We start from the raw sequence: 22,691 nt of genomic DNA on the forward strand, positions 1-22,691 counted from the left end.
GCACGGATCTCGCTCAATAAACGGGTTGACTCGACGTCGCCAGCCACTATGTTCCGCGCGTCTCCAGCAGGTCGCTTTGTCGACCGCTTCGGTAAGGGCTCGTAGCTCAGCTGGTAGAGCACTCGACTTTTAATCGAGTTGTCCCGGGTTCGAGCCCCGGCGAGCCTACCATTTTCAGCGATATGCGTACTCTGCAGGTCTGTGTCCTGCGCGGACTGACCCTCAGCCGAGGGTGAGTTGCGCAGCAGGATTCGTACTAAAAGCGAACTTAGAGTTCAGTAACTTTGCCCCGGTATAGATGGTGATGGTGCAGAATGGCGCCGAGACCGCGGGAGTGCAGAACGCATGCGATTGATTATCGGGGCCGTAATCGTCTTCGTCTCGGTGCTCGGGGGCTACGCCGCTATGGGCGGCCACCTCGAAGTTCTCTGGCAACCCTTCGAAGCCGTCATCATATTGGGCGCTGCCATCGGCGCGTTCATTATCGGCAATCCCAAAGCCATTCTCAAACAAAGCCTTGGCGTCTTCGGCTCGCTGTTCAAAGGTCCACGCTACAACAAGCAATCCTATGTGGAGCTGCTTGGCCTGCAATTCTCGATTTTCAAGTTGGTTCAATCCAAGGGACTGCTCGTTCTCGAACAGCATATCGAGAATCCCGATCAGTCTGAGCTCTTCTCGCGCTTTCCCACATTTGCAAAAAACCATCATGCAGTGGAATTCATGTGCGATTACCTGCGCATGATTACACTGGGCACATATGCAGTCCATGAACTCGAATCCCTCATGGATGAGGAGCTTGAAACCCATCATCAGGAAACTGAACGCGTCGTAAATGCTGTCCAGTCCTTGGCCGATGCCACACCTGCCCTTGGCATCGTTGCCGCGGTTCTGGGCGTCATCAAGACGATGGGCGCCATTTCCGAGCCGCCCGAAGTCCTCGGTCACCTGATCGGTGGCGCGCTGGTGGGCACATTCCTTGGTGTTTTTGTCGCTTACGGATTTTTCGGCCCAATGGCTCAGGCTCTCCGCAATACCAACGAAGCGGAATCGAAATATTTCCTGTCGATGAAGGCGGGCCTGCTCGCCCATGTCTCGGGCTACCCGCCAGTCATTGCTATCGAGTTCGCCCGAAAAGCGGTCATGTCAGAAGACCGCCCCAGCTTTGCCGAAGTCGACCGCGCCACGTCCGACCTGAAGGCCGCTGTCTAAAATTCCTTCAGGAGAACCTGTCATGTCGCGTCAGCAAGGCTCGATCATCGTCAAGAAGGTCAAAAAGGGTTCACACGCTCATCACGGCGGCGCATGGAAAATTGCCTATGCAGACTTCGTAACCGCCATGATGGCCTTTTTTCTTCTGCTGTGGCTCATCAACATGACCACCCCGGAACAAAAAGAAGGGCTCGCCAACTATTTCGCGCCTCCCAACATTAGCGAAAGCACGTCAGGTTCCGGTGGCGCTATGGGAGGGCGAGCCATGGACGATGAAGGTGCCATGACATCAAGCGTTGAATCCAACGGCATCGCAGCCGTCGATGGCCAAAGCCGTGATTCTTCGGCGCGCGGCGCCGGCAATGTTCGCGAAGGAGCCACTGCAGAAAAGGACTCTGCCTTCGATCTTTCCGCATCTGACCCGCAAATGTTTCACAGCGCAGCCGCCAGCATCAGGCAGGCCTGGGAAGCGCTGCCCGACATCACAGAGATGTCGGACAACCTTATTGTCGAAGTCACTGAAAACGGCCTCGACATTCAGATTGTCGAGCAGCGTGGGAGACCCATGTTTCAGGAAGGATCGAAATACCCTTATGAGTGGATGCGCGGCGCCATTGCAGCTGTCGCGCCGACACTCCAGCGCCTCCCCAATCAGATCCGGGTTTCGGGCCACACTGCCGCTGGAACTGTCTATTCCAATCCAGCTTACGGTGCTTGGGAACTGTCCAGCGACCGCGCCAATACCGTAAGATCGCTTCTGGGTGAGTTCGGGCTTTCGGACGATCACATCCACTCTGTGGTCGGACGGGCTAGCAGCGACCCATTTTTCGCCAATGATCCCTACCTTGCGGCAAATGAGCGGATCAGGATCACCGTCATCAATGAGCCGTCGCCAATCCCCCTTAACATGGCGCCATAGTCGCACCCGTGGCGGGACGGCCGCGCGAACAATTAAGCCTGAGCGCGTTTTCCCTCTCCCTATGCCTTGCCGTAAGTGCGGTGGCCGATTATTGCTGAAGGTAAATCCCGGACAACGGGGACCGATGAAAACGAGGGTCTATTCAATGGTGTACGTGAAGCCTTTCATCGCCGCGCTGTCGGCGTCTGCCCTGTGTATGGCGGCGCACCCGGCGATGGGCCAGAACGTGCATATTTCGCGTCTGTATGAGCAGGTTCTCGAGAACATCGAATACACCAAGCCGGGCTTCTATCTTGATTCCTTTGGCGTCCTTCGCCTCGACGAAGCAGGAACGGCAAGCATAGAGCTCGATTTGCCGTCCAACACTGCTGTCGAAATCATGGGTGATTGCGACGAAGACTGCGCCGACCTCGATCTTGCGATCTACAACGGCGAAGGGAAAATGCTGGGTGAAGACCGCTATGCGGACTTTTACCCCATCGTCTCTTTCGTGTCCGAAGACAACGGCCGCATCACACTCGAGCTCGATCTCGTAGATTGCGCAGCATCTTATTGCTACACGGCATATTCGGTATTCGTCGAAGGCACCGAGTAGGCCATGAACCCTGTCGCAAGCAGGCTCAAGGCTATCGCCGTCACCGCCGCCTTTTTTGCGCTAAGCGGATTCGGCCTGCTGGGCGTAATCTGGGGCCTTGCTGCCTTGCCCTTCATGTTACCAGGCGGCTTGGCGCTTACCGCTTACCGGCCGCACGATACAATATCGGTTCTCTCCGATCTTCGGATGCCGGTCGCCCTCACTTCGGGTTTCCTTGTTGCGTCGGCCATCGTTCTGGTCTTCTCCAGCGCTTACCTCGACAAAATGATTGCAATCTTCGCAGACGTATTGCTGATGCTCATGGCGGCACTGGCCGGCTTTGTGGCCGGCTATTGGGTGCTTCTGCGACTAGCGGGCTATGACAATTTCCTGCGCCTCGACTTTCTCCAGTTGGCCGTTATACCGCCAATCGTCGTATTCCTCGTCTCTGTAATCTCTCTGCCGTGGTTACGATCATCCTGGCTTGTCCGCATTCCTGCGGTGGTGGCTCTGCTACTTGCTGCGCCCCTCATGCTTGTCCACCTGCCCTAGCGCATTACCGTGGCGGTTGCAGCACAACCGCGCTGCCAAATTGGCAAGCTCGCGATTCTGCCAAATTTGCGTCGCATTGCAGGTCGCCAATAGCTCCAGTTCAAGGAGCTTTATCATGGCGGCCCTTTACCGCGCCCTCACTCCATTCGCTATTTTCTTTATGCTTTCGACGGCCCCAACCATAGCCCAAGACTTCCAAGCGATGCCGGTCGATCAGCTTCGCGCCGAAGTGTCCAATGCTCACCCGTCCGGGTTTTACGTACTCGCCTCAAGACTTTACGATGCTGGAGACAGGGACGAGGCTGTTTTCTGGTTTTATGCCGGCCAGCTTCGTTACCGCACCCACCTCACCTGCAATCCCGATTTGCCCCCCGATGGCGATCCTGCATTGTTCAGCGCCTTGAGTGAAATGATCGGGTCGGAAATCAACTATTATGCCTTTGGCGATCTCGACAGTTTGCTCGACACCATCGACGCGGTAATCGAATGGGACCAATCGACTCCAAACGGCTTTGCGCCCGATGCAGACTGTTCAGCCGCCCGGTCTGACGTCCTCACGGGCCTGAACCAGCTCCAGATCTATATTGCCGAGAACGCTGACGATATCCGCTCCCAGCGCATGTCCAGCGGGTACGGCGAGCAATAAACCAGTCGGCGCGCCCCCTGTCAGGGAACCGGACGCTAGAGGGCACATTATTACAGTAGCGATGCAACGTGCGTCGGCCATCAGCAACGGCCTGGGTTGGCTCAGGAAAACAGGGGCGGTTTCTCTAACTTCCCACCCTGATCAATGCGTTGGCAACCGAGACCTTATCCCGGTCACGCGGCATCGTTTCAGGCTTTGCACAAGGCACCGGTGACCGACGGCTCGCAGCCTATTTTCGTCTCGATGACTGCAGTCCGGCATCCGTCTACAGGACCAATACCGTGTCTCGTTTCGCTGTTCTAATGCTGTTGTTCTGGCTCGGCGTGCCCCTTCCCGCAGCCGCCCAAACGGGCGCTCCAGACGTCAGTTCTGTTCCAGATCGAAAGGTATTTGTAATGGGCGGACGAATGGCGCAAAGCGATTTCGTCCAAACCCTGTTTCCGCTCACAACCGAATATGAAAATGCAATAATCTTGGGCGTGGGCTACCAGCACTTTCTCTACCAACCAGTCGACGACTTCCAACTGGGCGTGGAGATCGGCGTAGCGGCGCGGCTCGGGAGCAAGACAACCGGCGAAATATGGGGCGGGCTGGTTGCTCGATATGAAGGATTCGTGATCGATGAGACATTTCGCATCACACCGTCGCTTACTATAGGCGGCAGCTTTGTGACCGATACAATGGGCGTGGAAGCCGAACGAGAGGCCAACGATGGTCTTCCGGGCGACTTTCTTTTCTACTTCAGCCCAGAGATCAGCATTTCCACCATAGAAACCCCCGAAACCGAGGTGTTCTGGCGGGTGCATCATCGGTCCGGCGCCTGGAATACGTTCGGCGGGGGCGGATCCGCTAACGCCATGATGATAGGCGTCAGAACGAGCTTTTGAAGTTTATGCCGCCAAGGTCACGACCACAGCCCCGCGTGGAGTCGCGACGATCGTGTGTTCGTATTGTACGCAAGGGGCGGAGGGCACGCTCACCAATGTCCAAGGGTCGTCAAATGATTTTTCCTCGGCCATCTGCCCGCCCATCGAGAGAAACGGCTCGACTGTAAACACCAGTCCATCAGCGATACGCCGACGTTCCGAGCGGTCAGGCCAGGTTGGGATTTCTCCGGGCTCGTCGTGAAGGCCATAACCGATACCGTGGCTGGCCAGGTTCCTGATCAACGTGTAACCGTTTGTGCCAGCGAATTTTCCGATAGCGTCGCCAATATCTGCGATCCGTCCGCCCGACCGCACAGCGCGAATGCCGGCCCACATGGCCCTTTTTCCATCGTTGCAGAGCTTTTCCAGCCGGCGCGTCGAACCAGGCGGGACAATGTAGGACGCGCCGGTATCGGCAAAAATTCCGTCCTTTTCTGCCGAAACGTCGATGTTGATCAGATCGCCAGCCTTGATGATCCGATCACCAGGGATGCCGTGAGCGACCTCTTCATTGACGGAGATGCAGGTGGCACCAGGAAACTGGTATGTAACTTCCGGCGCAGAACGAGCGCCGTGCTCGTCGAGCACTTTTCGCCCTATATCGTCGAGTTCCTTGGTTGTCATGCCCGGCTCGAGCGCCGTCGCCATCGTGTCGCGCGCAATGGCACAGATTCGACCGATAGCCTTGAGGCGCTCAAGTTCTTCCTCGGACGTGATGGTCATCGCTTAGCCTTTCAGAGCGTTGAAATGACCCAGCAAACCCCGGGTCGAACTGTCATGGCTCTCGGCGTTCTCCGCGCCCTCGACTTTGGGCAACAAAGCTTTGGCTAACTGTTTGCCCAGTTCTACCCCCCACTGATCGTACGAATTGACGTTCCAGATCGTGCCCTGAACGAAAACCTTGTGTTCGTAGAGCGCGACGAGTTTGCCCAGCGTCGCAGGATCGAGCCTGGAGTACATTATCGTGTTGGAAGGACGGTTTCCCGGAAACACTTTGTGTGGCGTCAATGCCTTGATTTCAGCCTTGGACAGCCCGGTACCTTTGAGCTCGTTGACGACCTCTTCTGTGGATTTGCCGAGCATCAGCGCTTCAGACTGCGCGAGACAATTGGCGACCAGCTTGACGTGATGAGGCGGCAAATCTTCGTGCGGGTTGGCGGCAACCAGAAAATCGCAAGGAATTACGGAAGTGCCCTGATGGATCAACTGATAAAAGGCATGCTGCCCGTTGGTGCCCGGTTCGCCCCAGATAATGGGACCTGTATCCCAGGGCGCGCTCTTACCGTTCAAGGTGACCGACTTGCCGTTCGATTCCATATCCTGCTGCTGCAAATAGGCTGTGAACCGCGCAAGGCGCTGATCGTACGGCAACACTGCATGCGTGGCGAAACCCCAGGCATTGCGATACCAGACGCCCAACAGCCCCATGATAACCGGTAAATTTTCTTCCAGTGGCGCCGACAGGAAATGCTGATCCATTTCATAAGCGCCCCGAAGGAAAGCCACGAAGTTTTCGTATCCTACGGCAATCGCGACCGGCAAACCAATGGCCGACCAGACCGAATATCGCCCACCAACCCAATCCCAGAAGCCAAAAATACGATCTTCCCGAATGCCAAACGCTTGGCATCCTTCGATATTGGTGGAAACTGCAGCAAAATGATCGTTGACCGCCTGATCACCTAGCGCATCCGCCAGCCATCTGCGAGCTGTATGCGCATTTGTCATCGTCTCGTCGGTGGTGAACGTCTTTGAGGCGACAATGAACATTGTCCGCGCCGGATCGAGCCCCTTGAGCGTGTCGTGCATATGCGCGCCATCGACGTTGGAAACGTAGTGCGCACGCAGATTCGCCCGCGTATAAGGTTCCAGCGCCAGGGTGACCATGGCCGGTCCGAGATCTGACCCGCCAATACCGATATTGACGATATCGGTGAACTGGTCCCCCAACGCGCCGCGGATGGCGCCGTCGCGAACATCGTTTGAAAAACCCTTGATCCGCGCCAGAACGTCCCGCACTGCAGGCATCACGTCAACGCCTTCGACCGCCACGCTGTCGTCACCACCATAACGCAGCGCCATGTGAAGCACCGAGCGGTTCTCGGTAATGTTGATCGGCTTCCCGGCCCACATGTCGTCGCGCCGTGCCTCCACCCCGGTTTCGCGTGCGAGATCGAAAAGCGCAGACATCGATTGGCTGTCGATACGGTTCTTGGAATAGTCGAGCAACATGTCGCCGAACGATACCGAATAGGCAGAAAAACGGTCGTCGTCATGCGCAAACAGCTCACGCATACTGGTGCCCGCAAGGCGCTTCTTGTGTTTCTTCAATGCTTCGAAACCGGCCTTACGAACTTTGTTCGACATAATTGGTATCCCTAATCTAGCGCTGGCATATCGCCCTTGGCCCAGCCTTCGCGAACCTGAGCGCAGTATTGGACGAAAGTCGTACTCTCAATCGCATTTCGCATGCCCGCCATCAACTCCTGATAGTAAGAGAGATTGATCTGGCTCAAGATCATTGCTCCGAGCATTTCTTCACATCTGACAAGGTGGTGAAGATAGGCGCGTGAGAAGCGCCGCGCCGTCGGATTGGGCGATATTTCATCCAGGGGACGATGATCGTCCTTGTGTCTGGCGTTTTTCAAATTCACGACGCCAAATCGCGTGTAGGCATGGCCATGCCGGCCCGCGCGGGTAGGGTGCACACAATCGAACATGTCTATACCGCGTCCGACGGCGCCCAGCAGATCGTCGGGTTTACCAACACCCATCAGGTAGCGCGGCTTGTCGACCGGCAATTGCGGTGTAATCTCGTCAAGAACCTTGAACATGACCTCTTGCGGCTCGCCAACCGCCAGCCCGCCAACCGCGTACCCGTCAAATCCAATGTCAATCAGTCCCGCAGCCGAACGGGACCGCAGTTCGGAATTGTCTCCGCCCTGCACAATCCCAAAGAGCGCCCTGCCCTTGGCGTTATCAAAAGCGCGCTTGGAGCGCTCCGCCCAACGGATGGAGAGTGCCATGGCCCGTTCAAGCTCATCATGATCAGCAGGTAGGCTCACGCACTCATCGAGCTGCATGATGATATCGGAATCGAGCAGCTTCTGGATTTCGATAGAGCGTTCTGGCGTCAGGCTGTGTGAGGACCCGTCGATATGGGATTTGAATGTCACCCCGTTTTCGTCGAGCTTGCGCAATTTGGCGAGGCTCATCACCTGAAACCCGCCTGAATCCGTCAGGATCGGCCGTTGCCAATCCATGAAATCATGCAATCCACCCAGCCGCGCAACGCGCTCGGCCCCCGGACGCAACATCAGATGATAGGTATTGCCCAGCACGATATCGGCCCCCGTATCGCGCACCTGCTCGGGATACATCGCTTTAACCGTCCCAGCCGTACCGACAGGCATGAACGCGGGCGTACGGATTTCACCACGCGGCGTATCCATCTGCCCGCGGCGCGCCGGTCCGTCGGTTGCGGAAAGCGTGAACTGGAAGTCTTCGGTCATCGGTCGGCCCGGAACAGCAGCGAAGAGTCGCCGTAGGAATAGAAACGATAGGAGTGATCGATGGCGTGCTTATAGGCATTGTGCATGGTCTCCAAGCCGGAAAAGGCCGAGACCAGCATGAACAGTGTCGAACGTGGCAAGTGGAAATTGGTCATCAGCACATCGACAACTTTGAACGCAAAGCCCGGGGTTATGAAAATATCGGTCTCGTCGGCAAACGGCTCGAGTACGCCGGTCTTGCGCGCTGCGCTTTCGAGTAGCCGCAAACTCGTCGTCCCCACAGCCACGACGCGTCCCCCCGCCGCCTTGGCCGCCTTGACGCGCTCAACTGTCGGCGCGGACACGACGCCCCACTCAGCGTGCATCTTGTGCTCGTCAGTATCGTCAGCTTTCATTGGCAGGAATGTGCCGGCGCCAACATGCAAAGTTACATGTTCAATTGTCACGCCCTTGCGTTCGAGCCGGTCCAGCAACTCAGGCGTAAAGTGCAGCCCGGCAGTCGGTGCGGCTACCGCACCGTCATGTTCTGCGTAAACTGTCTGATAGTCGGACTTGTCGCGTTCCTCGAGCGCCCGCTTTGCTCCAATATAGGGCGGCAGCGGCATCGCTCCGCGCGCCTTGATTGCTTCATCGAGTACGGCGCCTGAAAAGTCGAACGCCAGGGTGACCTGCCCATCTTCGACGGCTTTAACTGTCGCTGAGAGCTCTTCGAGCATACAAACTTGCGAGGGCGCGCCAAACTCCACCCGATCCCCCACTTTCAACCGCTTGGCAGGGCGGGCAAATGCAAGCCAGGTATTGGCATCCACGCGTTTATGCAGATTGAAGGACACCGAGGCGGAAAACTCACCGCGATGACGCGTCCCCTTGAGTTCGGCCGGAATAACCCGAGTGTCGTTGACGACCAGTACATCGCCAGCCTCAAGCAGACGCTCAAGATCTGTTACGACGCTGTCCAACAGCGAGCCATCAGGCTCCAAAACGAGCATCTTGGCGCTGTCGCGGGGCGAAACCGGATGCAGAGCAATACGCTCTTCAGGGAGATCGAAGTCGAAAAGATCGACCTTCATGGAGGACCTTCCACAAAAAGGTGACCCCGGCTTGCGCCGGGGTGCATGACCGCAAGCGCGGCCCGTTCTCGACGTTTCGGCGAAGTGCCGAAACAGATTTCATGCAGCGTCTGCAGCAACTTTCATCGAAACAATCTTGTCAGGGTTGCGGACGGGCTCTCCCTTTTCGAGCTGATCGATGATCTCCATGCCTTCGATCACTTTGCCGAACACTGAATACTGACCATTCAGCCAGGGCGCTTCGTCAAAACAGATGAAGAACTGGGAATTGGCAGAATTGGGGTTGGCCGAGCGTGCTGCTGAAAGCGTTCCGCGGACGTGCTTTTCCTGGGAGAACTCAGCCTTGAGGTCCGGCTTGTCCGAACCGCCAGTGCCGTTCCCTTTAGGGCAGCCGACCTGCGCCATGAAACCATCGATCACGCGGTGAAAGACGATCCCATCATAAAACCCTTCACGGGTCAGTTCTTTCATGCGCTCGACATGGCTGGGAGCCAGGTCGGGGCGCAGCTCGATAACCACAGGCCCCTTGGAGGTCTCCATGATGATTGTGTTTTCCGGATCCTTGATATCGGCCATGAGCGGCTTTCCTTTTTTTGATTATTGCGGCTCTGCAACGCGCAGAGAAACCATGATGTCGGGGTTTTGGACCGCGCCATTGGCGCTGGCCGGGCCCTTTTCGAGGCCGTCGATCAGGTCCATACCTTCTATGACATTGCCGAACAGTGTGTATTGTCCGTTCAGGTGCGGCGAATCTGCTGTCACGATGAAGAATTGAGAATTGGCAGAGTTGGGATTATTCGTACGCGCCATGCCCAGCGTTCCGCGGACAAAATTCTCATTGGAGAATTCGGCAACGAGATCGTCTTCGTCCGAACCGCCCGAACCATTCCCGAGGGGATCACCTGTCTGCGCCATGAAACCGTCGATAACGCGATGGAACTTCAGACCGTCATAAAAACCCGAATTGGCCAGCGCGGTGATACGTTCCACATGGGCGGGTGCGAGATCGGGACGAAGCGCAATAGTTACGATTCCCGATTCCAGCGTTAACGTTGCGATCGGGGCATCGGAGGGTACCTCCGAAGCTGTCTGTGCCATGGCTTGCGTCTGGCCAAAGGGCAGATAGGGCCATGCAACCATTGCGCCGAACACGGCAACAAAAGCGAATGCGAGAAAGCCAACCTTGCGGTTGGTCGGCTTGGCGGTATGGTCAGCCATTATGTCTCCAGAAGTTTGAGCACGGCACGCGGTACGAAGGGAGTCACATCGCCCCCCATTTCCGCTATCTGGCGCACCAGAGTTGCCGAAATATGGCGCACATAGGGGCTCGAAGGTACAAAGACAGTCTGGATGTCAGGCGCCATTTGAGCGTTCATGCCCACCATTTGCATTTCGTAGTTATAATCTGTCGTGTCGCGCAACCCGCGAATGACCATCCCTGCTCCGCAGCGGTGAGCGGCCTGCACCATTAATCCGTCGAACTCGACGATCTCGATGGTCACGCCCTTGCGCGTGCCAATGGCACCAGCGGTATCAGCCAGCAGATCGCGCCGCTGGTCAGCTGTCAGCATTGCTTTTTTGGCCGCATGCACCCCAATACCGACAATCAGCTTGTCGACGAGTTTGCACGCCCGCTCGATTACATCGAGATGGCCGTTGGTCACCGGATCGAACGACCCGGGATAAAATCCCACACGCTCAGTCATTTGCGGTTTTTGTCATGCTCGGCGCTGAAGCGCAAGCCAGATGCGACAGCGATCCTGCTCACACATTTCCTGGCTCCACAGCAGTCCGACGCCTCAGCATAGGAATACAGAGACGATCCAGCGGTCTTCAACTGTGTCAGGCGGTTACCACTTGATTGGGCATAATCAGCCGCAGAGCATTTTAGTTCCAGCCACGACCCATGCGCATAGCGGGCCATGGCTGGATTTGATCATTCTTCAGTGGTTGGCATCTCTTCGCCGTCTTCGGGTTCTTCGCCCTCAGCGCTTTCCGGCTCGGTGATCCGACCGACCGACACCACTTTTTCATCAGCCGCAGTGCGAAAAATGGTGACGCCCTGGCTCGAGCGCCCGACAATACGAATGCCGTCGACCGGCACCCGGATTACCTGGCCACCATTGGTAACCAACATCAGCTGATTTTCGTCTTCCACAGGGAACGAGCCAACGAGACTGCCATTGCGGCTGTTGACGGCCATGGCAACGATACCCTTACCGCCACGACCGGTCACTCGATACTCGAACGACGAAGTGCGCTTGCCAAAGCCCTTTTCCGAAATTGTCAGAACGAACTGTTCGGCCGCACTCATGGACGCGTAACGATCTTGATCAAGCGGCGCATCACCGCTTGCTTCAACGTCCTCGTCAGTCTCGGCGGCCTCGTCGGCTTCACCACGCACCGCGCGGCTCATCTTGAGGTAAGCGGCACGCTCATCGGCACTGGCGTCGAAATGGCGCAGGATCGACATAGCGATCACTTCATCACCCTTGGCCAGATTGATGCCGCGCACACCAGTCGAATCGCGCCCCTTGAAGACTCGAACATCGGTGATGGCGAAACGGATACACTGCCCCTTGTTCGTCGTGAGCAGGATATCGTCGCTTTCCGAAGCAGTTTCGACGCCGACGATGCCATCGCCCTCATCGAGCTTCATGGCGATCTTGCCGTTCTGGCGCACTTCGACAAAGTCCGACAGCTTGTTGCGGCGCACATTGCCCGATTGAGTAACGAACATCACATCGAGGTTCGCCCAGCTCTCTTCGTCCTCGGGTAGCGGCATGATCGATGTGATCCGCTCGCCATCTTCGAGCGGCAACATGTTGATCAGCGCCTTGCCTCGCGCCTGTGGGGCGGCCACCGGCAAGCGCCAGACCTTCATTTTGTAGACGATGCCACGCGAAGAGAAGAACAGAACAGGCGTATGGGTATTGGCGACGAACAGGCGCGCAACGAAATCCTCGTCGCGGGTCGACATGCCAGAACGCCCCTTCCCGCCCCTGCGCTGCGCGCGATATGTCGAGAGCGGTACGCGTTTGATGTAACCGGCATGGGAGACGGTCACGACCATGTCTTCGCGCGCGATCAGGTCTTCGTCGTCAAGATCGCCTGCAAACTCATCGATCTGGGTCATACGCGGGGTCGCGTACTGTTCCTTGATCTCGTTCAATTCGTCTCGAATGATGCCGAGTACACGGTCACGGGAGCGCAAAATATCAAGATAGTCCTTGATCTGCTCGCCAAGCGCATTGAGCTCATCACCGATTTCGTTGCGCCCAAGCGCCGTCAGTCGTGACAGGGTCAGGGCGAGAATGGCGCGCGCCTGCTCGTCGGACAGCTTGAAGGTACCATCGTCATTGATCTGGTGACGCGGATCGTCGATCAGCCCGATCAGATCCATAACGTCCGATGCCGGCCAATCGCGCTCCAGCAGTTTCTGGCGCGCAGTTGCGGGATCCGGGGACGACCGGATAAGGCGAATGACCTCGTCCACATTATTGACGGCAACAAGCAGGCCGACCAGCACGTGCGCGCGGTCTCGCGCCTTGTTGAGCAGGAACCGCGTCCTGCGGGTGATAACTTCTTCGCGAAAGCGCAGGAAAGCCTGAAGAATTGTCTGCAGGTTCATTAGCTCGGGCTTGCCGCCATTGAGCGCCACGAAGTTGCAACCGAATGACGTCTGCAGCATCGAATAGCGATAAAGCTGGTTCAACACCACGTCTGCAACGGCATCGCGCTTGAGCTCGATAACAACGCGCATGCCCTGACGGTCGGATTCGTCACGGATATCGGAAATGCCTTCGATACGCTTGTCGCGCACCATCTCGGCGATTTTCTCGATCATCGTCGCCTTGTTCACCTGATAGGGAATCTCGTGAACGATCAGCGCTTCACGCTCTTTGCGAACCTCTTCGACAGTGACGCGGCTACGCATCAGGACAGACCCGCGACCGGTCTCGTAGGCCGAACGGATGCCGGACTTTCCGATAATGATACCCGCAGTCGGAAAATCGGGACCGGGAATGATCTCCATCAGTTCGTCGACTGTGATGTCTGCGTTGTCCATCATGGCAAGACAGGCGTCGATGACCTCACCGAGATTGTGGCTCGGGATATTCGTCGCCATGCCCACGGCGATACCGCCCCCGCCATTGACGATCAGGTTTGGGAAGCGTGCAGGCAGAACTGTCGGCTCGCGCTCGCTCGAATCATAGTTGTCGCGAAAATCGACAGTGTCTTTGTCGAGGTCATCAAGAAGCGAACCTGTGACCTTCTCCATGCGCGCCTCGGTGTAGCGCATGGCGGCCGGCATATCGCCGTCGACCGAACCGAAGTTGCCCTGCCCGTCGATGAGCTTTACGCGCATCGAAAACGGCTGCGCCATACGCACAAGGGACATGTAGACAGCATCGTCCGAGTGCGGGTGGTACTTACCGATTACGTCGCCGACCACGCGGGCCGATTTACGATAGGGCTTGTTGTGTTCATACCCTTGCTCGTGCATCGAAAAAAGGATGCGGCGATGCACGGGTTTAAGGCCGTCGCGCACGTCGGGCAGCGCCCGGCTCACGATCACGCTCATCGCGTAATCGAGATAAGACTTGCGCATCTCGTCGGTTATCGAGATCGGGTGGATGTCGGAAGGCAACATGCTGCCTGCGTCATCTTTTGGCGTATCTGTCACGATGCTCGTTCTGCACTGATTCTGCTGCCACAGGGTGTATTCGATTCCGAAAGGATATGCCAGTTTTGCGGGCCGCTATGGGCACATGCAGGTACAGATTTCTTGCCGCGGCCCGACTTTGATATCGATTACAGAAAAGGGGTTGCCCATTTTCTTGCAATCGGTTGAATGGCAATCGACGATAATCCCATTTTTGCGAGTTTGGTTTTCCATGTCCGATCTGGCGACTTCGCGCGGCTCAGCGCCGCTGTATTTTGGTGTGCGTGGAGACCGTTTGGCCGTCTCGACGTTGTTTTTGGTCAATGGCTTCCTTGTGGGAAGCTGGGCCCCAAAAATCCCGGTCCTTATGGGCCGACTCGACATCACCGAGTCCATTATGGGTCTACTGATCCTTATATTTGGCCTGGGATCGATCTTCATGATGCCAGTGGTCGGCGCACTGACCGCCAAACACGGATCGGCGCCGTTGCTCAAGCCCGCAACCCTGGCGCTTTTGCCAATGTTGTTCCTGCTTACACTTGCGCCGGAGCTAATCACGACAGCGCTCGTGATTTTCGCTTTCGGTGGCTTGGTGGGCGGCATGGATGTCGCGATGAACACCAACGCGGTCGCTGTGGAAAAGCGGATGAAGCGCGCCATTATGTCCACCTGTCATGGTTTCTGGAGTTTGGGCGCTTTGATTGGCGCTTCACTTGGCGGACTGTTGCTTGGCGCCATGGGCGAATTTGCCCACGGCATCATTGTTACTGTCGCTGCCACCGCTGCGGCACTTTTTGCGCTACCGCTTCTCGCTCAGGACCAACCCACGCCCGAAGCCAAAGCATCAACACCACTTAAATTCCCCCGCTCGCCCCTACCCTATCTTGTCGGTCTGATGGCGCTGTTCTCCATGATCCCCGAAGGCGCAATTCTGGATTGGTCTGCGCTCTATTTGCAGAAAGAGCATGGGGCCAGCATCGAACTTGCAGCCCTTGGCTTCGCGGCGTTCTCGGCAACCATGGCCGTAATGCGCTTTGCTGGCGATGTGATCCGACAAAAACTCGGCGCCGTCCTCACACTGCGGATATGCGGCGGGTTTGCGTTGACAGGTATGATGCTTGCTGCCCTGGCTCCCGCACCCGAAGTGGCCATACTTGGATTTGCGATTGCAGGTATCGGCATTTCCAACATAGTGCCCATCGCATTTTCCGCCGCCGGCAACCTCCCCGGCGTTCCCCCAGGGATCGGCCTGTCCATCGTCACCGTGCTTGGCTATTCGGGCATCCTTGTCGCTCCATCGGCCATCGGATTTATTGCCGAGCGTACGGGGTTTTCTCCGGTCCTGATGGGCACTGCAGCGCTTGTCGTCGTAACCTTGAGCCTTTCCCGCCTTGCTCAATACGCGAACTTCAGCACAGAGGACGATTAAAAATTTTTTGAAACAATAAGTTACGGCTTATTTGTACGGGCCGCATAGACTGGAAAATTCCGGGCGGAACTCACGCCCGCCTGACCCGTTCCTTGTTTGAATATCAATAGAACAGGAGCGCCCCATGCAAGAGATGGATTTCAAGGTCGACAACAAGGTCTGGGTGCTGGTCGCCGATGGCGAAAAAGCCCTGTTCTTTGAAAACACTGGCACAAGAAAGACGCCAGTTTTCAAAGTGGTTAGGGAAATGGAGCAAGACAACCCGCCCACGCGCGAGCAAGGTACTGATGCGCCAGGCCGAATGAACGATGGCGGCCCTGGCCAGAAAAGCGCCATGGAGCCAACGGACTGGCATCGGCTTGCTGAAGAGCGTTTTGCCAAGGACGCTGCAGAATTGCTCTACAAATACGCCAATCAGAAGCGTTACAAACAGATCGTTCTGTGCGCCGCACCGCGCGTTCTTGGCGAACTGCGCAAAGAGCTTCATGCTGTTGTCAGTGACCGTGTAATCGGTGAAGTTCCCAAGACACTGACCAATCATCCAGTGGATCAGATTGAACGCATTCTCAGCGCAGGCTAATCAACGTGTCCATTTCGGCGCATCACGCGCATAATCCCTTCGCCCTCAAGCTGCGGGACTGGAAGCATGTGGCTCTCCACACCGTTAAGACGATGAGCGAAAAGGACATGTCTTTGCGGTGTGCCGGCGTGGCCTTTTACGGATTTCTGTCGATCTTTCCCGCCATTGGCATCCTGGTGTCGCTGGTAGGCATCCTCGGCGACTACGGTGCCCTGCGGGCTGAGATCGACAGGTTTTCCGACATTATGCCGGCCATTGCGTATTCGCTCATCGCCAATCAGCTCGATTCCTTCATGAATCAGGATCAGGCGGGTTTTGGTGTCGGGCTCGCAATTTCGGTAGTGGTGATCTTGTGGAGTAGTTCGCGCGGCGTCGACGCCCTTTTGCACGCCACATCTGTTGCATATGGCGAGACGTCGGATCGCGGGTTTTTCGTATCGGTGCTCGTAGCCTTCGCAACAACGGTTTTGGGAGCTGTCTTTCTCGTCGTGGCACTGACCCTCATTGCTGCAATACCGATTTTCACGAGTTTCTCGCCAATTCCAGGCACAGGAGAGCAGCTCGCGCTTTTGTTGCGCTGGCCAGCCCTGCTTGCAATTGCCATCGTGGCTTTTGCGCTGATCTATCGCTACGCACTCAATCGCCGCGGAGCCAAGTTGCGCTGGATCTGGCCCGGCGCGACATTGGCAGCATTCGTCTGGATAGCAGCCTGTCTGCTGTTCTCGCTCTATGTAGAGTATTTCGGCGAGTTCGAAGCCACGTTCGGCTCTCTCGCCGCGGCGGTAGTGATGCTGTTCTGGATGTTCATTTCGGCACAGATATTTGTATTCGGTGCAGCTCTAAATGCCGGTCTCGAGTTGCGCACGGCTGTCGACAGCACAGTCGGCCCCGATCGCCCTATGGGCAAGCGGGGCGCCTATGTTGCTGACAATGTGGAGCCTTAGTCGGTTAATACTGTGTCAAATATTTCCAGCGCTTCATCGATCTGCGCCTTGGTTATGACCAGTGGCGGCGCAATTCGGATCGTATCGGTATGAGTGTCCTTGGCAAGGATACCACGATCTTTGAGCGCATGGCAGAAATGGCGCGCCCCTCCAGCCTCCGGATGCAGATCGACGGCCAGCATTAAACCTCGTCCCCGAACCGATTTGACATGGTTCGATTTTATCGCCGCTAGCCCCTCGAGGAAATACGGCCCGAGATTGGCTGCGTTCTCGATCATGCCTTCTTCGGTCAAGACCCTCAGCGCGGCGCGTGCAACTGCACATGCTAGCGGGTTACCACCAAAAGTTGAGCCATGCTGCCCTGGCTGAAGAACGCCCAGCACCTCGGAATTGGAAAGCACAGCCGATACCGGATAAAACCCACCTGAAAGCGCCTTGCCCAGAAGCGTGACATCGGCCTCGATGCCTTCATGCTGCTCGGCCAGCAGTTTGCCGGTCCGGCCAAGCCCTGTCTGGATTTCGTCTAATATTAGCGTCACGTTATTTTCGGTACACAGCTGACGCACGCTCCTGAAATAGCCCTCAGGCGGAATGATAACACCGGCCTCTCCCTGGATGGGCTCCACGAGAAATCCCACGGTGTTGGGTGTAATCGCCTTCGCAAGAGCCTCCGCGTCGCCGAACGGAATAATTTTGAACCCGGGCGCGAACGGCCCAAACCCGTTCCGTGCGTCCGGGTCGGTCGAAAACCCCACGATTCCCATTGTCCGACCGTGAAAATTGTTGGCGCAGACGATGATCTCAGCCTTGTTCTTATCGACGCCCTTGACTTCATACCCCCATTTTCGGACTGCCTTTATGGCACTTTCCACGGCCTCGGCACCCGTATTCATCGGCAGCACCTTATGCGACCCCGTTAGGTCAGCGATTTCCTGGTAGAACAGCGCCAATTGGTCGTTGTGAAAGGCCCGCGACGTCAGGGTAAGCTTGCTGGCCTGATTGACCATCGCCTCTAGGATTTTCGGGTGGCAATGCCCCTGGTTCACCGCCGAATATGCCGAAAGGCAATCGAGATATTTTTTGCCATCGACATCATAGACAAACACACCTTCCCCTCGAACCAGCGCCACATCAAGCGGCTTGTAATTGTGTGCGCCCAAGGTCTGCTCGAGTGCGATGAGATCGTCAGTCAGTGCCATGGTTTTCCCCTCGTTCATGCCGGTTGTGTCGGTCGGTCAAATATCCGTCGGCCAAATGCACTGGCAGCCAGATCTACCATCAGGCGCGCGCTCTTGCCGCGATCGTCGAGAAACGGGTTGAGTTCGACGAGATCGAGGCTGATCAGTCGTCCGCACCGCCCGACCAATTCCATCGCCAGGTGGGCTTCACGCACCGTTGCACCACCCGGCACCGTCGTGCCCACACCAGGTGCCAGATCGGGTTCAATGAAATCCACGTCGAGGCTCACATGCAAAAGCGCGTTATCGGCTTCGACTTCCCCGAGAATCCGACGCAGGATCGCAGCAATCCCATGCTCGTCGATCTCTGCCATATCGTTGACGTCGGCGCCTCGGGCGGCCAACCGATCCACTTCAGTCGGATCGATCGAACGCGCGCCCACGAGATGAAACCGTGTGGCAGGCATTTTCGGACAGTCGAGCATGCCATCAAACCCGGCCTCGCCGCAAAAGAACGCTGCAGGCATGCCATGCATGTTCCCTGAAGTGGAGGTTTGCGGTGTATTGAAATCGGCATGCGCATCCAGCCAAAGGACATGGAGCATCCTGCCAAGCCGGTCGGCGTGCCGCAGTGCGGCTGCCACAGACCCAAACGACAATGCATGATCACCGCCAAGATAAACAGCGGTTCCCTCGGCGAGTGCAGCTTCGCCCTCCTTGGCTACCGCACGCGCGAAGCCAGTTACCTCGACGACATTGTGCGCAAAGCCATCAAGTGCGAAATCATTGTCTTCAGCAACGGCATCGCCACGATCGACCACCTTGTGTCCGAGTCCGGACAAGGCGTCAGCCAGGCCGGCTATCCGCAGGGCCTTAGGCCCCATGGAACACCCCTGCCGCCCTGCCCCGTCTTCAATGGCAGCGCCGATCAGGGTGATCGTTTTCGGTTCGGGTCCACGCATTCGCTCTTGCCTCCAATAACTAGGGTCAGCATGCCCAAGCAAGGTGGCGACGAAAAGTTGCAATTCTGCGCAATTCGGCAGTACTATTGATCATTCTGACAAGCAAGACGGCTCGAAATGCCAACCACGGATCATCTCGACAGGAAAATCCTCGCACTGCTGCGCGACGATGCCAGACTTTCCATCGCAAGCCTCGCAGCCACGTTAGGGGTCTCGCGCACCACTGTTCGCGCTCGCATGGAGCGTATGGAATCCAACGGCACAATTTCGGGCTATGGCGTTCGGCTCGGCGCTCCTGACGACGCAGAGCGTGTCCGTGCCATAGCGATGATCGAAGTCGAAGGCCGCGGCACAGACAAGGTGGCGCGCGCCCTTTCGGGACTTCCCCAGGTCCGGGCGCTTTTCAGCACCAATGGCCGGTGGGATCTTGTCGCCGAAATCGAGAGCGCATCTCTACCCGAATTTGATTCCGTGCTGGGCGCCATCCGTCTGATCGAAGGGATCAGCGTTACGGAAACCAATATCCTGCTCGCTGCCCGCTTCCGGCGTTAACCGGCATTTTGCCGTTTTCGCCCTCGTGGTAGACGCCGTTCGCTCAAGCCTTTACCAATTTGGACGTGACTTTTCGCTTCGATTCGCCCGGAGGAAGGACCACAGGTGTCCATCGGATTTGGCCTTGAGCGACTTGGGCTGCTGACCCTCAAATTCCCCCGCATCATGGCGGTCGCGGTCCTCGCTTTTACGGCCCTGTGCACGTTTCAGCTGACAAAATTCAACATAGACGGCGACCTGCTTCGCCTCTATCGCGGCTCAGGTATCGAGTACGATCGCTATGTCGCGCTCAACGAAAATTTCGGCACATTTGAGAACGACGTCTATCTGCTCGCCCGATCGAACAATCTGACCGACCCGGATATTCTTGAAGAGCTGCGTTTTCTGGGTTTTGAGCTTGAACTCAACGAGTTTGCCGCCGGTACGATGTCGCCCTTTTCCTTAAGGCGTCCCGCCGATGGCGGCACCTCGGAGCCGGCAGTCCCCGAAGGCATGGAAACGTCCGAGAAAGTCGACGCAGCTTTGAATGATCTCAGGGCCAACGACCCCCTGATGAGCAATCTCATTCTGGCTGACAATGCCGGGGTGGTGATGATCATGTTCCCCGATCCCGGCGCTGCGATCGAACTCGGCGAAGATGCGATGATCGCCTCTTTGCGTGATCTCATGGCCGCATATCAGAGCGAAGACATCCAACTCGAATTGACCGGACCGGCGATCTGGAAAGAGGAATTGCTCAAGGCGTCACGCTTCGACCAGCTTATGTTCATGGCTGCCGGCGTAGCACTGGGGTTCCTCACAGCGCTGCTGAGCTTCCGCACCTTCTGGGGCGCACTGATTGCGACACTCACCCCGGTCGTCACGGCGTTCTGGGTCACGGGAATGACCATTCTCGTTTTCGGCAGCTTTACGTTTCTCACCAACATCATCTCTGCCCTTGTGTTGGTCATCGCATTCGCTGAAAGCATGTATTTCTGCTTTTACTGGATGCGAACGAGCAATTCGGGGCTGGACCAGCGAGGTGCCCTCGCCGAGACGATCCGCAAAGTCAGTCCGGCCTGCGCGCTGACTGCAATTACCACTGTCATCGCATTTGCCAGTCTCACGCTGGCACCCGGTCAGGGCTTGCGCGAATTTGCAATTTCCGGCGCACTTGGCATGGCCCTCGCCTTCCTTGCCCTGGTTACATTTCTCCCGCTCTCGCTGCTTTTGGCTATGCGTTTGGGCTTTCGCATGCGCAAGTCGCCCGCGGTGGCACTGACTGCAGCCATACCCCTGGTGCGCCGCATTGCCCACGCAGCGCCGCGCAAGGCCGCCCTCGTCGCCATCCTAGCCGCTGGTCTGCTGCTAATCCCCCATTTTCTGCTCGAGGCGCGCTTCCAGTTTCAGGACTTTTTGCCCCGCGGCAGCGATGCCATTGCCACCAGCAACCAGATCGACGCCGGTGTCGGGGGCGTCGCGCCAATCTACATCAGAATCCCCCTTGAGGGTGGTTTGACCGAAATGACCGACGGCGACTTTGCTACGGTCGAGCGCGTCCACCAGATTGCCGAAAGCAATTTTGGCACGGGAAAAGTGATATCTGCAGCAAGTTTCCGGCACTATTCAGATCTCGGGTTTTCCCGACAGCGTATTTTCGATGCTGTCGGACCCTTCCTGCGTCAGCGCTTTATCACCGAAGATGGCATGCAGGCCCTGATCACCGCATTTTCACCGACTTCCCATAATGCTGAACAAACAGTCGCGGTCGTAGAGTCCATGCGCGCCGAACTGGTGGCAGCCGGCATCCAAGGCGCCGAAATTTCGGGCTTTCGCGTCCTGACCGCTTATTCTAGCCTCGATATGATCGCTACATTGCAGATCAGTCTTGTTCTGGCTGTGTTTTTGTCGGTCGGCCTGATCGGTATTGCCTTCAGATCATGGAAGCTGGCGTTCGTTGCTATCATCCCAAACAGCATGCCGGTCCTGCTCACCGAGTTGTTTCTTTATGCGTCAGGAACCCATCTGCAGCTTACCACAGTGATTTCGCTGACCATCGCGTTCGGCATCGCCGTCGATGACACGATCCACTTTCTTGCCCATTATGCGCGGGCACGCGATCGTGGCGAGAGCATTGCCCAGGCTGTAGATACGACGCTCGACAGAGTTGGTCCGGCTCTCATTGCGACAACGCTCATCCTGATCGCCGGATGCGCGGTGGTCACGGTATCGGTTCTGCCTCAAGTCGCCATGTTCGGCTTCTTGACAGTCATCACGCTGATTTCGGCGCTGATCGGAGATCTGATCGTGCTGCCCGTACTGTTGATCGGTGGCGGAATGATACTTGCCAGATGGAGTGGAAGCAAAAATGAAATCTCTGCCTGATATGGCCCGAGCACCCCAACACACCCGACCTGAACGAACCGGTCACCCACGCCGCGCGGCGGCGCTTTTCTGTGCTCTCGCACTCACGAGCTTATCCGTTTCACCTGGACATGCGGCCCAGTCTGACGTCGATCTGCTCAAGAGCTATGTCGGGGACTGGCGTGGTCGAGGCTCGGCTGTGCTTGCGTCGACAGGAAAAGAAGAAACCGTTGTATGCCGTATGTCTGTCGAAGATACCGGCGCGGCTCGCATCACGTTTGATGGCCGGTGCACGCTCGCTGGTCGGACGATATCAGTGGCTGGCACGATGATCTGGAACGAACAGGCTGGCCAGTACGAAGCGGCAATGTCATCGGTTGCCAGCTTTCAAGGCGTCGCCATCGGACGACCCAGCGGTGAGGGTATCGATTTTGAGTTGGTCAACCGCAATGCTGAAGGCAAGACGTATCGCATAGAAGCGGCTATGGCACTTCAGGATGCCCAGATCGGAATGGACTTCGAGATCACCGACCTGGCCACTGGTGGTGTCACGACGGCCCAGGTACCCTTCACGCAATAGCTGCAATCGCTATACGATAGAATAAAGGGCGCCGAAGGCGCCCTTGAAT

Annotated in this window: 22 protein-coding genes and 1 tRNA gene; 13 read left to right on the top strand and 10 right to left on the bottom strand. The window is 56.9% G+C overall.

Features of this window, described 5'->3' with window-relative positions; genetic code table 11:
* Positions 1-95 precede the first annotated feature (95 nt).
* The 7 genes from ACN0TA_RS08085 to ACN0TA_RS08115 all read left to right on the top strand — a co-directional run bounded on the left by ACN0TA_RS08085 (position 96) and on the right by ACN0TA_RS08115 (position 4,787).
* Positions 96-171 (top strand) — tRNA-Lys (locus ACN0TA_RS08085).
* Positions 172-345: 174 nt separating this feature from the next.
* The gene (gene motA / locus ACN0TA_RS08090) at positions 346-1,209 is read left to right on the top strand and encodes a flagellar motor stator protein MotA (protein WP_417581571.1); all 864 of its coding nucleotides are present in this window, start codon (positions 346-348) and stop codon (positions 1,207-1,209) included.
* A 22-nt stretch (positions 1,210-1,231) separates the two neighbouring features.
* Entirely contained in the window at positions 1,232-2,128 is an 897-nt protein-coding gene (locus tag ACN0TA_RS08095) for a flagellar motor protein MotB (protein WP_417581573.1), read from the top strand.
* Between the two features lie 124 nt (positions 2,129-2,252).
* A complete protein-coding gene (locus ACN0TA_RS08100; protein ID WP_417581575.1) occupies positions 2,253-2,723 on the top strand; it encodes a hypothetical protein in 471 nt (156 codons plus the stop codon).
* A gap of 3 nt (positions 2,724-2,726) precedes the next feature.
* Complete coding sequence (locus ACN0TA_RS08105) at positions 2,727-3,254, top strand: hypothetical protein (RefSeq protein WP_417581577.1); 528 nt, start codon at positions 2,727-2,729, stop codon at positions 3,252-3,254.
* A gap of 115 nt (positions 3,255-3,369) precedes the next feature.
* Complete coding sequence (locus tag ACN0TA_RS08110) at positions 3,370-3,900, top strand: hypothetical protein (RefSeq protein WP_417581579.1); 531 nt, start codon at positions 3,370-3,372, stop codon at positions 3,898-3,900.
* Between the two features lie 149 nt (positions 3,901-4,049).
* Positions 4,050-4,787 carry a hypothetical protein gene (locus tag ACN0TA_RS08115; protein WP_417581581.1) on the top strand — a complete coding sequence of 246 codons (738 nt, stop codon included), beginning with the start codon at positions 4,050-4,052 and terminating at the stop codon, positions 4,785-4,787.
* A 3-nt stretch (positions 4,788-4,790) separates the two neighbouring features.
* Here the strand turns inward: ACN0TA_RS08115 and map are convergent, their stop codons facing one another.
* From map to gyrA, 8 genes are all read right to left on the bottom strand, one after another.
* Positions 4,791-5,549, bottom strand: coding sequence for a type I methionyl aminopeptidase (map, locus tag ACN0TA_RS08120; protein ID WP_417581583.1), 759 nt, complete (start codon positions 5,547-5,549; stop codon positions 4,791-4,793).
* Between the two features lie 3 nt (positions 5,550-5,552).
* A complete protein-coding gene (gene pgi / locus ACN0TA_RS08125; protein WP_417581585.1) occupies positions 5,553-7,193 on the bottom strand; it encodes a glucose-6-phosphate isomerase in 1,641 nt (546 codons plus the stop codon).
* A gap of 11 nt (positions 7,194-7,204) precedes the next feature.
* Positions 7,205-8,338 carry a tRNA guanosine(34) transglycosylase Tgt gene (tgt, locus tag ACN0TA_RS08130; RefSeq protein WP_417581587.1) on the bottom strand — a complete coding sequence of 378 codons (1,134 nt, stop codon included), beginning with the start codon at positions 8,336-8,338 and terminating at the stop codon, positions 7,205-7,207.
* The gene (queA, locus tag ACN0TA_RS08135; RefSeq protein ID WP_417581589.1) at positions 8,335-9,408 is read right to left on the bottom strand and encodes a tRNA preQ1(34) S-adenosylmethionine ribosyltransferase-isomerase QueA; all 1,074 of its coding nucleotides are present in this window, start codon (positions 9,406-9,408) and stop codon (positions 8,335-8,337) included. Before queA ends, tgt begins: the two co-directional genes overlap by 4 nt.
* A 99-nt stretch (positions 9,409-9,507) precedes the next feature.
* Positions 9,508-9,984, bottom strand: a complete 477-nt coding sequence (locus tag ACN0TA_RS08140; protein WP_417581591.1) for a peptidylprolyl isomerase — start codon at positions 9,982-9,984, stop codon at positions 9,508-9,510.
* A 21-nt stretch (positions 9,985-10,005) separates the two neighbouring features.
* On the bottom strand, positions 10,006-10,626 hold the full coding sequence (locus ACN0TA_RS08145; protein WP_417581593.1) for a peptidylprolyl isomerase: 621 nt from the start codon (positions 10,624-10,626) through the stop codon (positions 10,006-10,008).
* Positions 10,626-11,114: a pantetheine-phosphate adenylyltransferase gene (gene coaD, locus ACN0TA_RS08150; protein WP_417581595.1), complete on the bottom strand. Its 489-nt coding sequence runs from the start codon at positions 11,112-11,114 to the stop codon at positions 10,626-10,628. Before coaD ends, ACN0TA_RS08145 begins: the two co-directional genes overlap by 1 nt.
* Before the next feature lie 230 nt (positions 11,115-11,344).
* Positions 11,345-14,062, bottom strand: a complete 2,718-nt coding sequence (gene gyrA / locus ACN0TA_RS08155; protein WP_417582102.1) for a DNA gyrase subunit A — start codon at positions 14,060-14,062, stop codon at positions 11,345-11,347.
* A gap of 244 nt (positions 14,063-14,306) precedes the next feature.
* Here gyrA and ACN0TA_RS08160 point away from each other — a divergent pair, with 244 nt between their 5' ends.
* From ACN0TA_RS08160 to ACN0TA_RS08170, 3 genes are all read left to right on the top strand, one after another.
* Positions 14,307-15,503 carry an MFS transporter gene (locus ACN0TA_RS08160; protein ID WP_417581597.1) on the top strand — a complete coding sequence of 399 codons (1,197 nt, stop codon included), beginning with the start codon at positions 14,307-14,309 and terminating at the stop codon, positions 15,501-15,503.
* 124 nt (positions 15,504-15,627) lie between these two features.
* A complete protein-coding gene (locus ACN0TA_RS08165; RefSeq protein WP_417581599.1) occupies positions 15,628-16,083 on the top strand; it encodes a host attachment protein in 456 nt (151 codons plus the stop codon).
* A gap of 5 nt (positions 16,084-16,088) precedes the next feature.
* The gene (locus ACN0TA_RS08170; RefSeq protein ID WP_417581601.1) at positions 16,089-17,027 is read left to right on the top strand and encodes a YihY/virulence factor BrkB family protein; all 939 of its coding nucleotides are present in this window, start codon (positions 16,089-16,091) and stop codon (positions 17,025-17,027) included.
* On the opposite strand, the gene rocD is transcribed toward ACN0TA_RS08170, so the two are convergent.
* Complete coding sequence (gene rocD / locus ACN0TA_RS08175) at positions 17,024-18,226, bottom strand: ornithine--oxo-acid transaminase (RefSeq protein ID WP_417581603.1); 1,203 nt, start codon at positions 18,224-18,226, stop codon at positions 17,024-17,026. The genes ACN0TA_RS08170 and rocD overlap by 4 nt on opposite strands.
* Before the next feature lie 14 nt (positions 18,227-18,240).
* Positions 18,241-19,167, bottom strand: a complete 927-nt coding sequence (gene rocF / locus ACN0TA_RS08180; protein WP_417581605.1) for an arginase — start codon at positions 19,165-19,167, stop codon at positions 18,241-18,243.
* Positions 19,168-19,284: 117 nt separating this feature from the next.
* Between rocF and ACN0TA_RS08185 the strand changes: the two genes are divergently transcribed.
* From ACN0TA_RS08185 to ACN0TA_RS08195, 3 genes are all read left to right on the top strand, one after another.
* Positions 19,285-19,719, top strand: coding sequence for an Lrp/AsnC family transcriptional regulator (locus tag ACN0TA_RS08185; protein WP_417581607.1), 435 nt, complete (start codon positions 19,285-19,287; stop codon positions 19,717-19,719).
* 105 nt (positions 19,720-19,824) lie between these two features.
* Entirely contained in the window at positions 19,825-22,083 is a 2,259-nt protein-coding gene (locus ACN0TA_RS08190) for an efflux RND transporter permease subunit (RefSeq protein WP_417581609.1), read from the top strand.
* The gene (locus ACN0TA_RS08195) at positions 22,067-22,642 is read left to right on the top strand and encodes a hypothetical protein (RefSeq protein ID WP_417581613.1); all 576 of its coding nucleotides are present in this window, start codon (positions 22,067-22,069) and stop codon (positions 22,640-22,642) included. The genes ACN0TA_RS08190 and ACN0TA_RS08195 overlap by 17 nt, the downstream gene beginning before the upstream one ends.
* Positions 22,643-22,691: the final 49 nt, after the last annotated feature.

The organism is Pelagibacterium sp. (assembly GCF_048264985.1).
GTDB lineage: Bacteria > Pseudomonadota > Alphaproteobacteria > Rhizobiales > Devosiaceae > Pelagibacterium.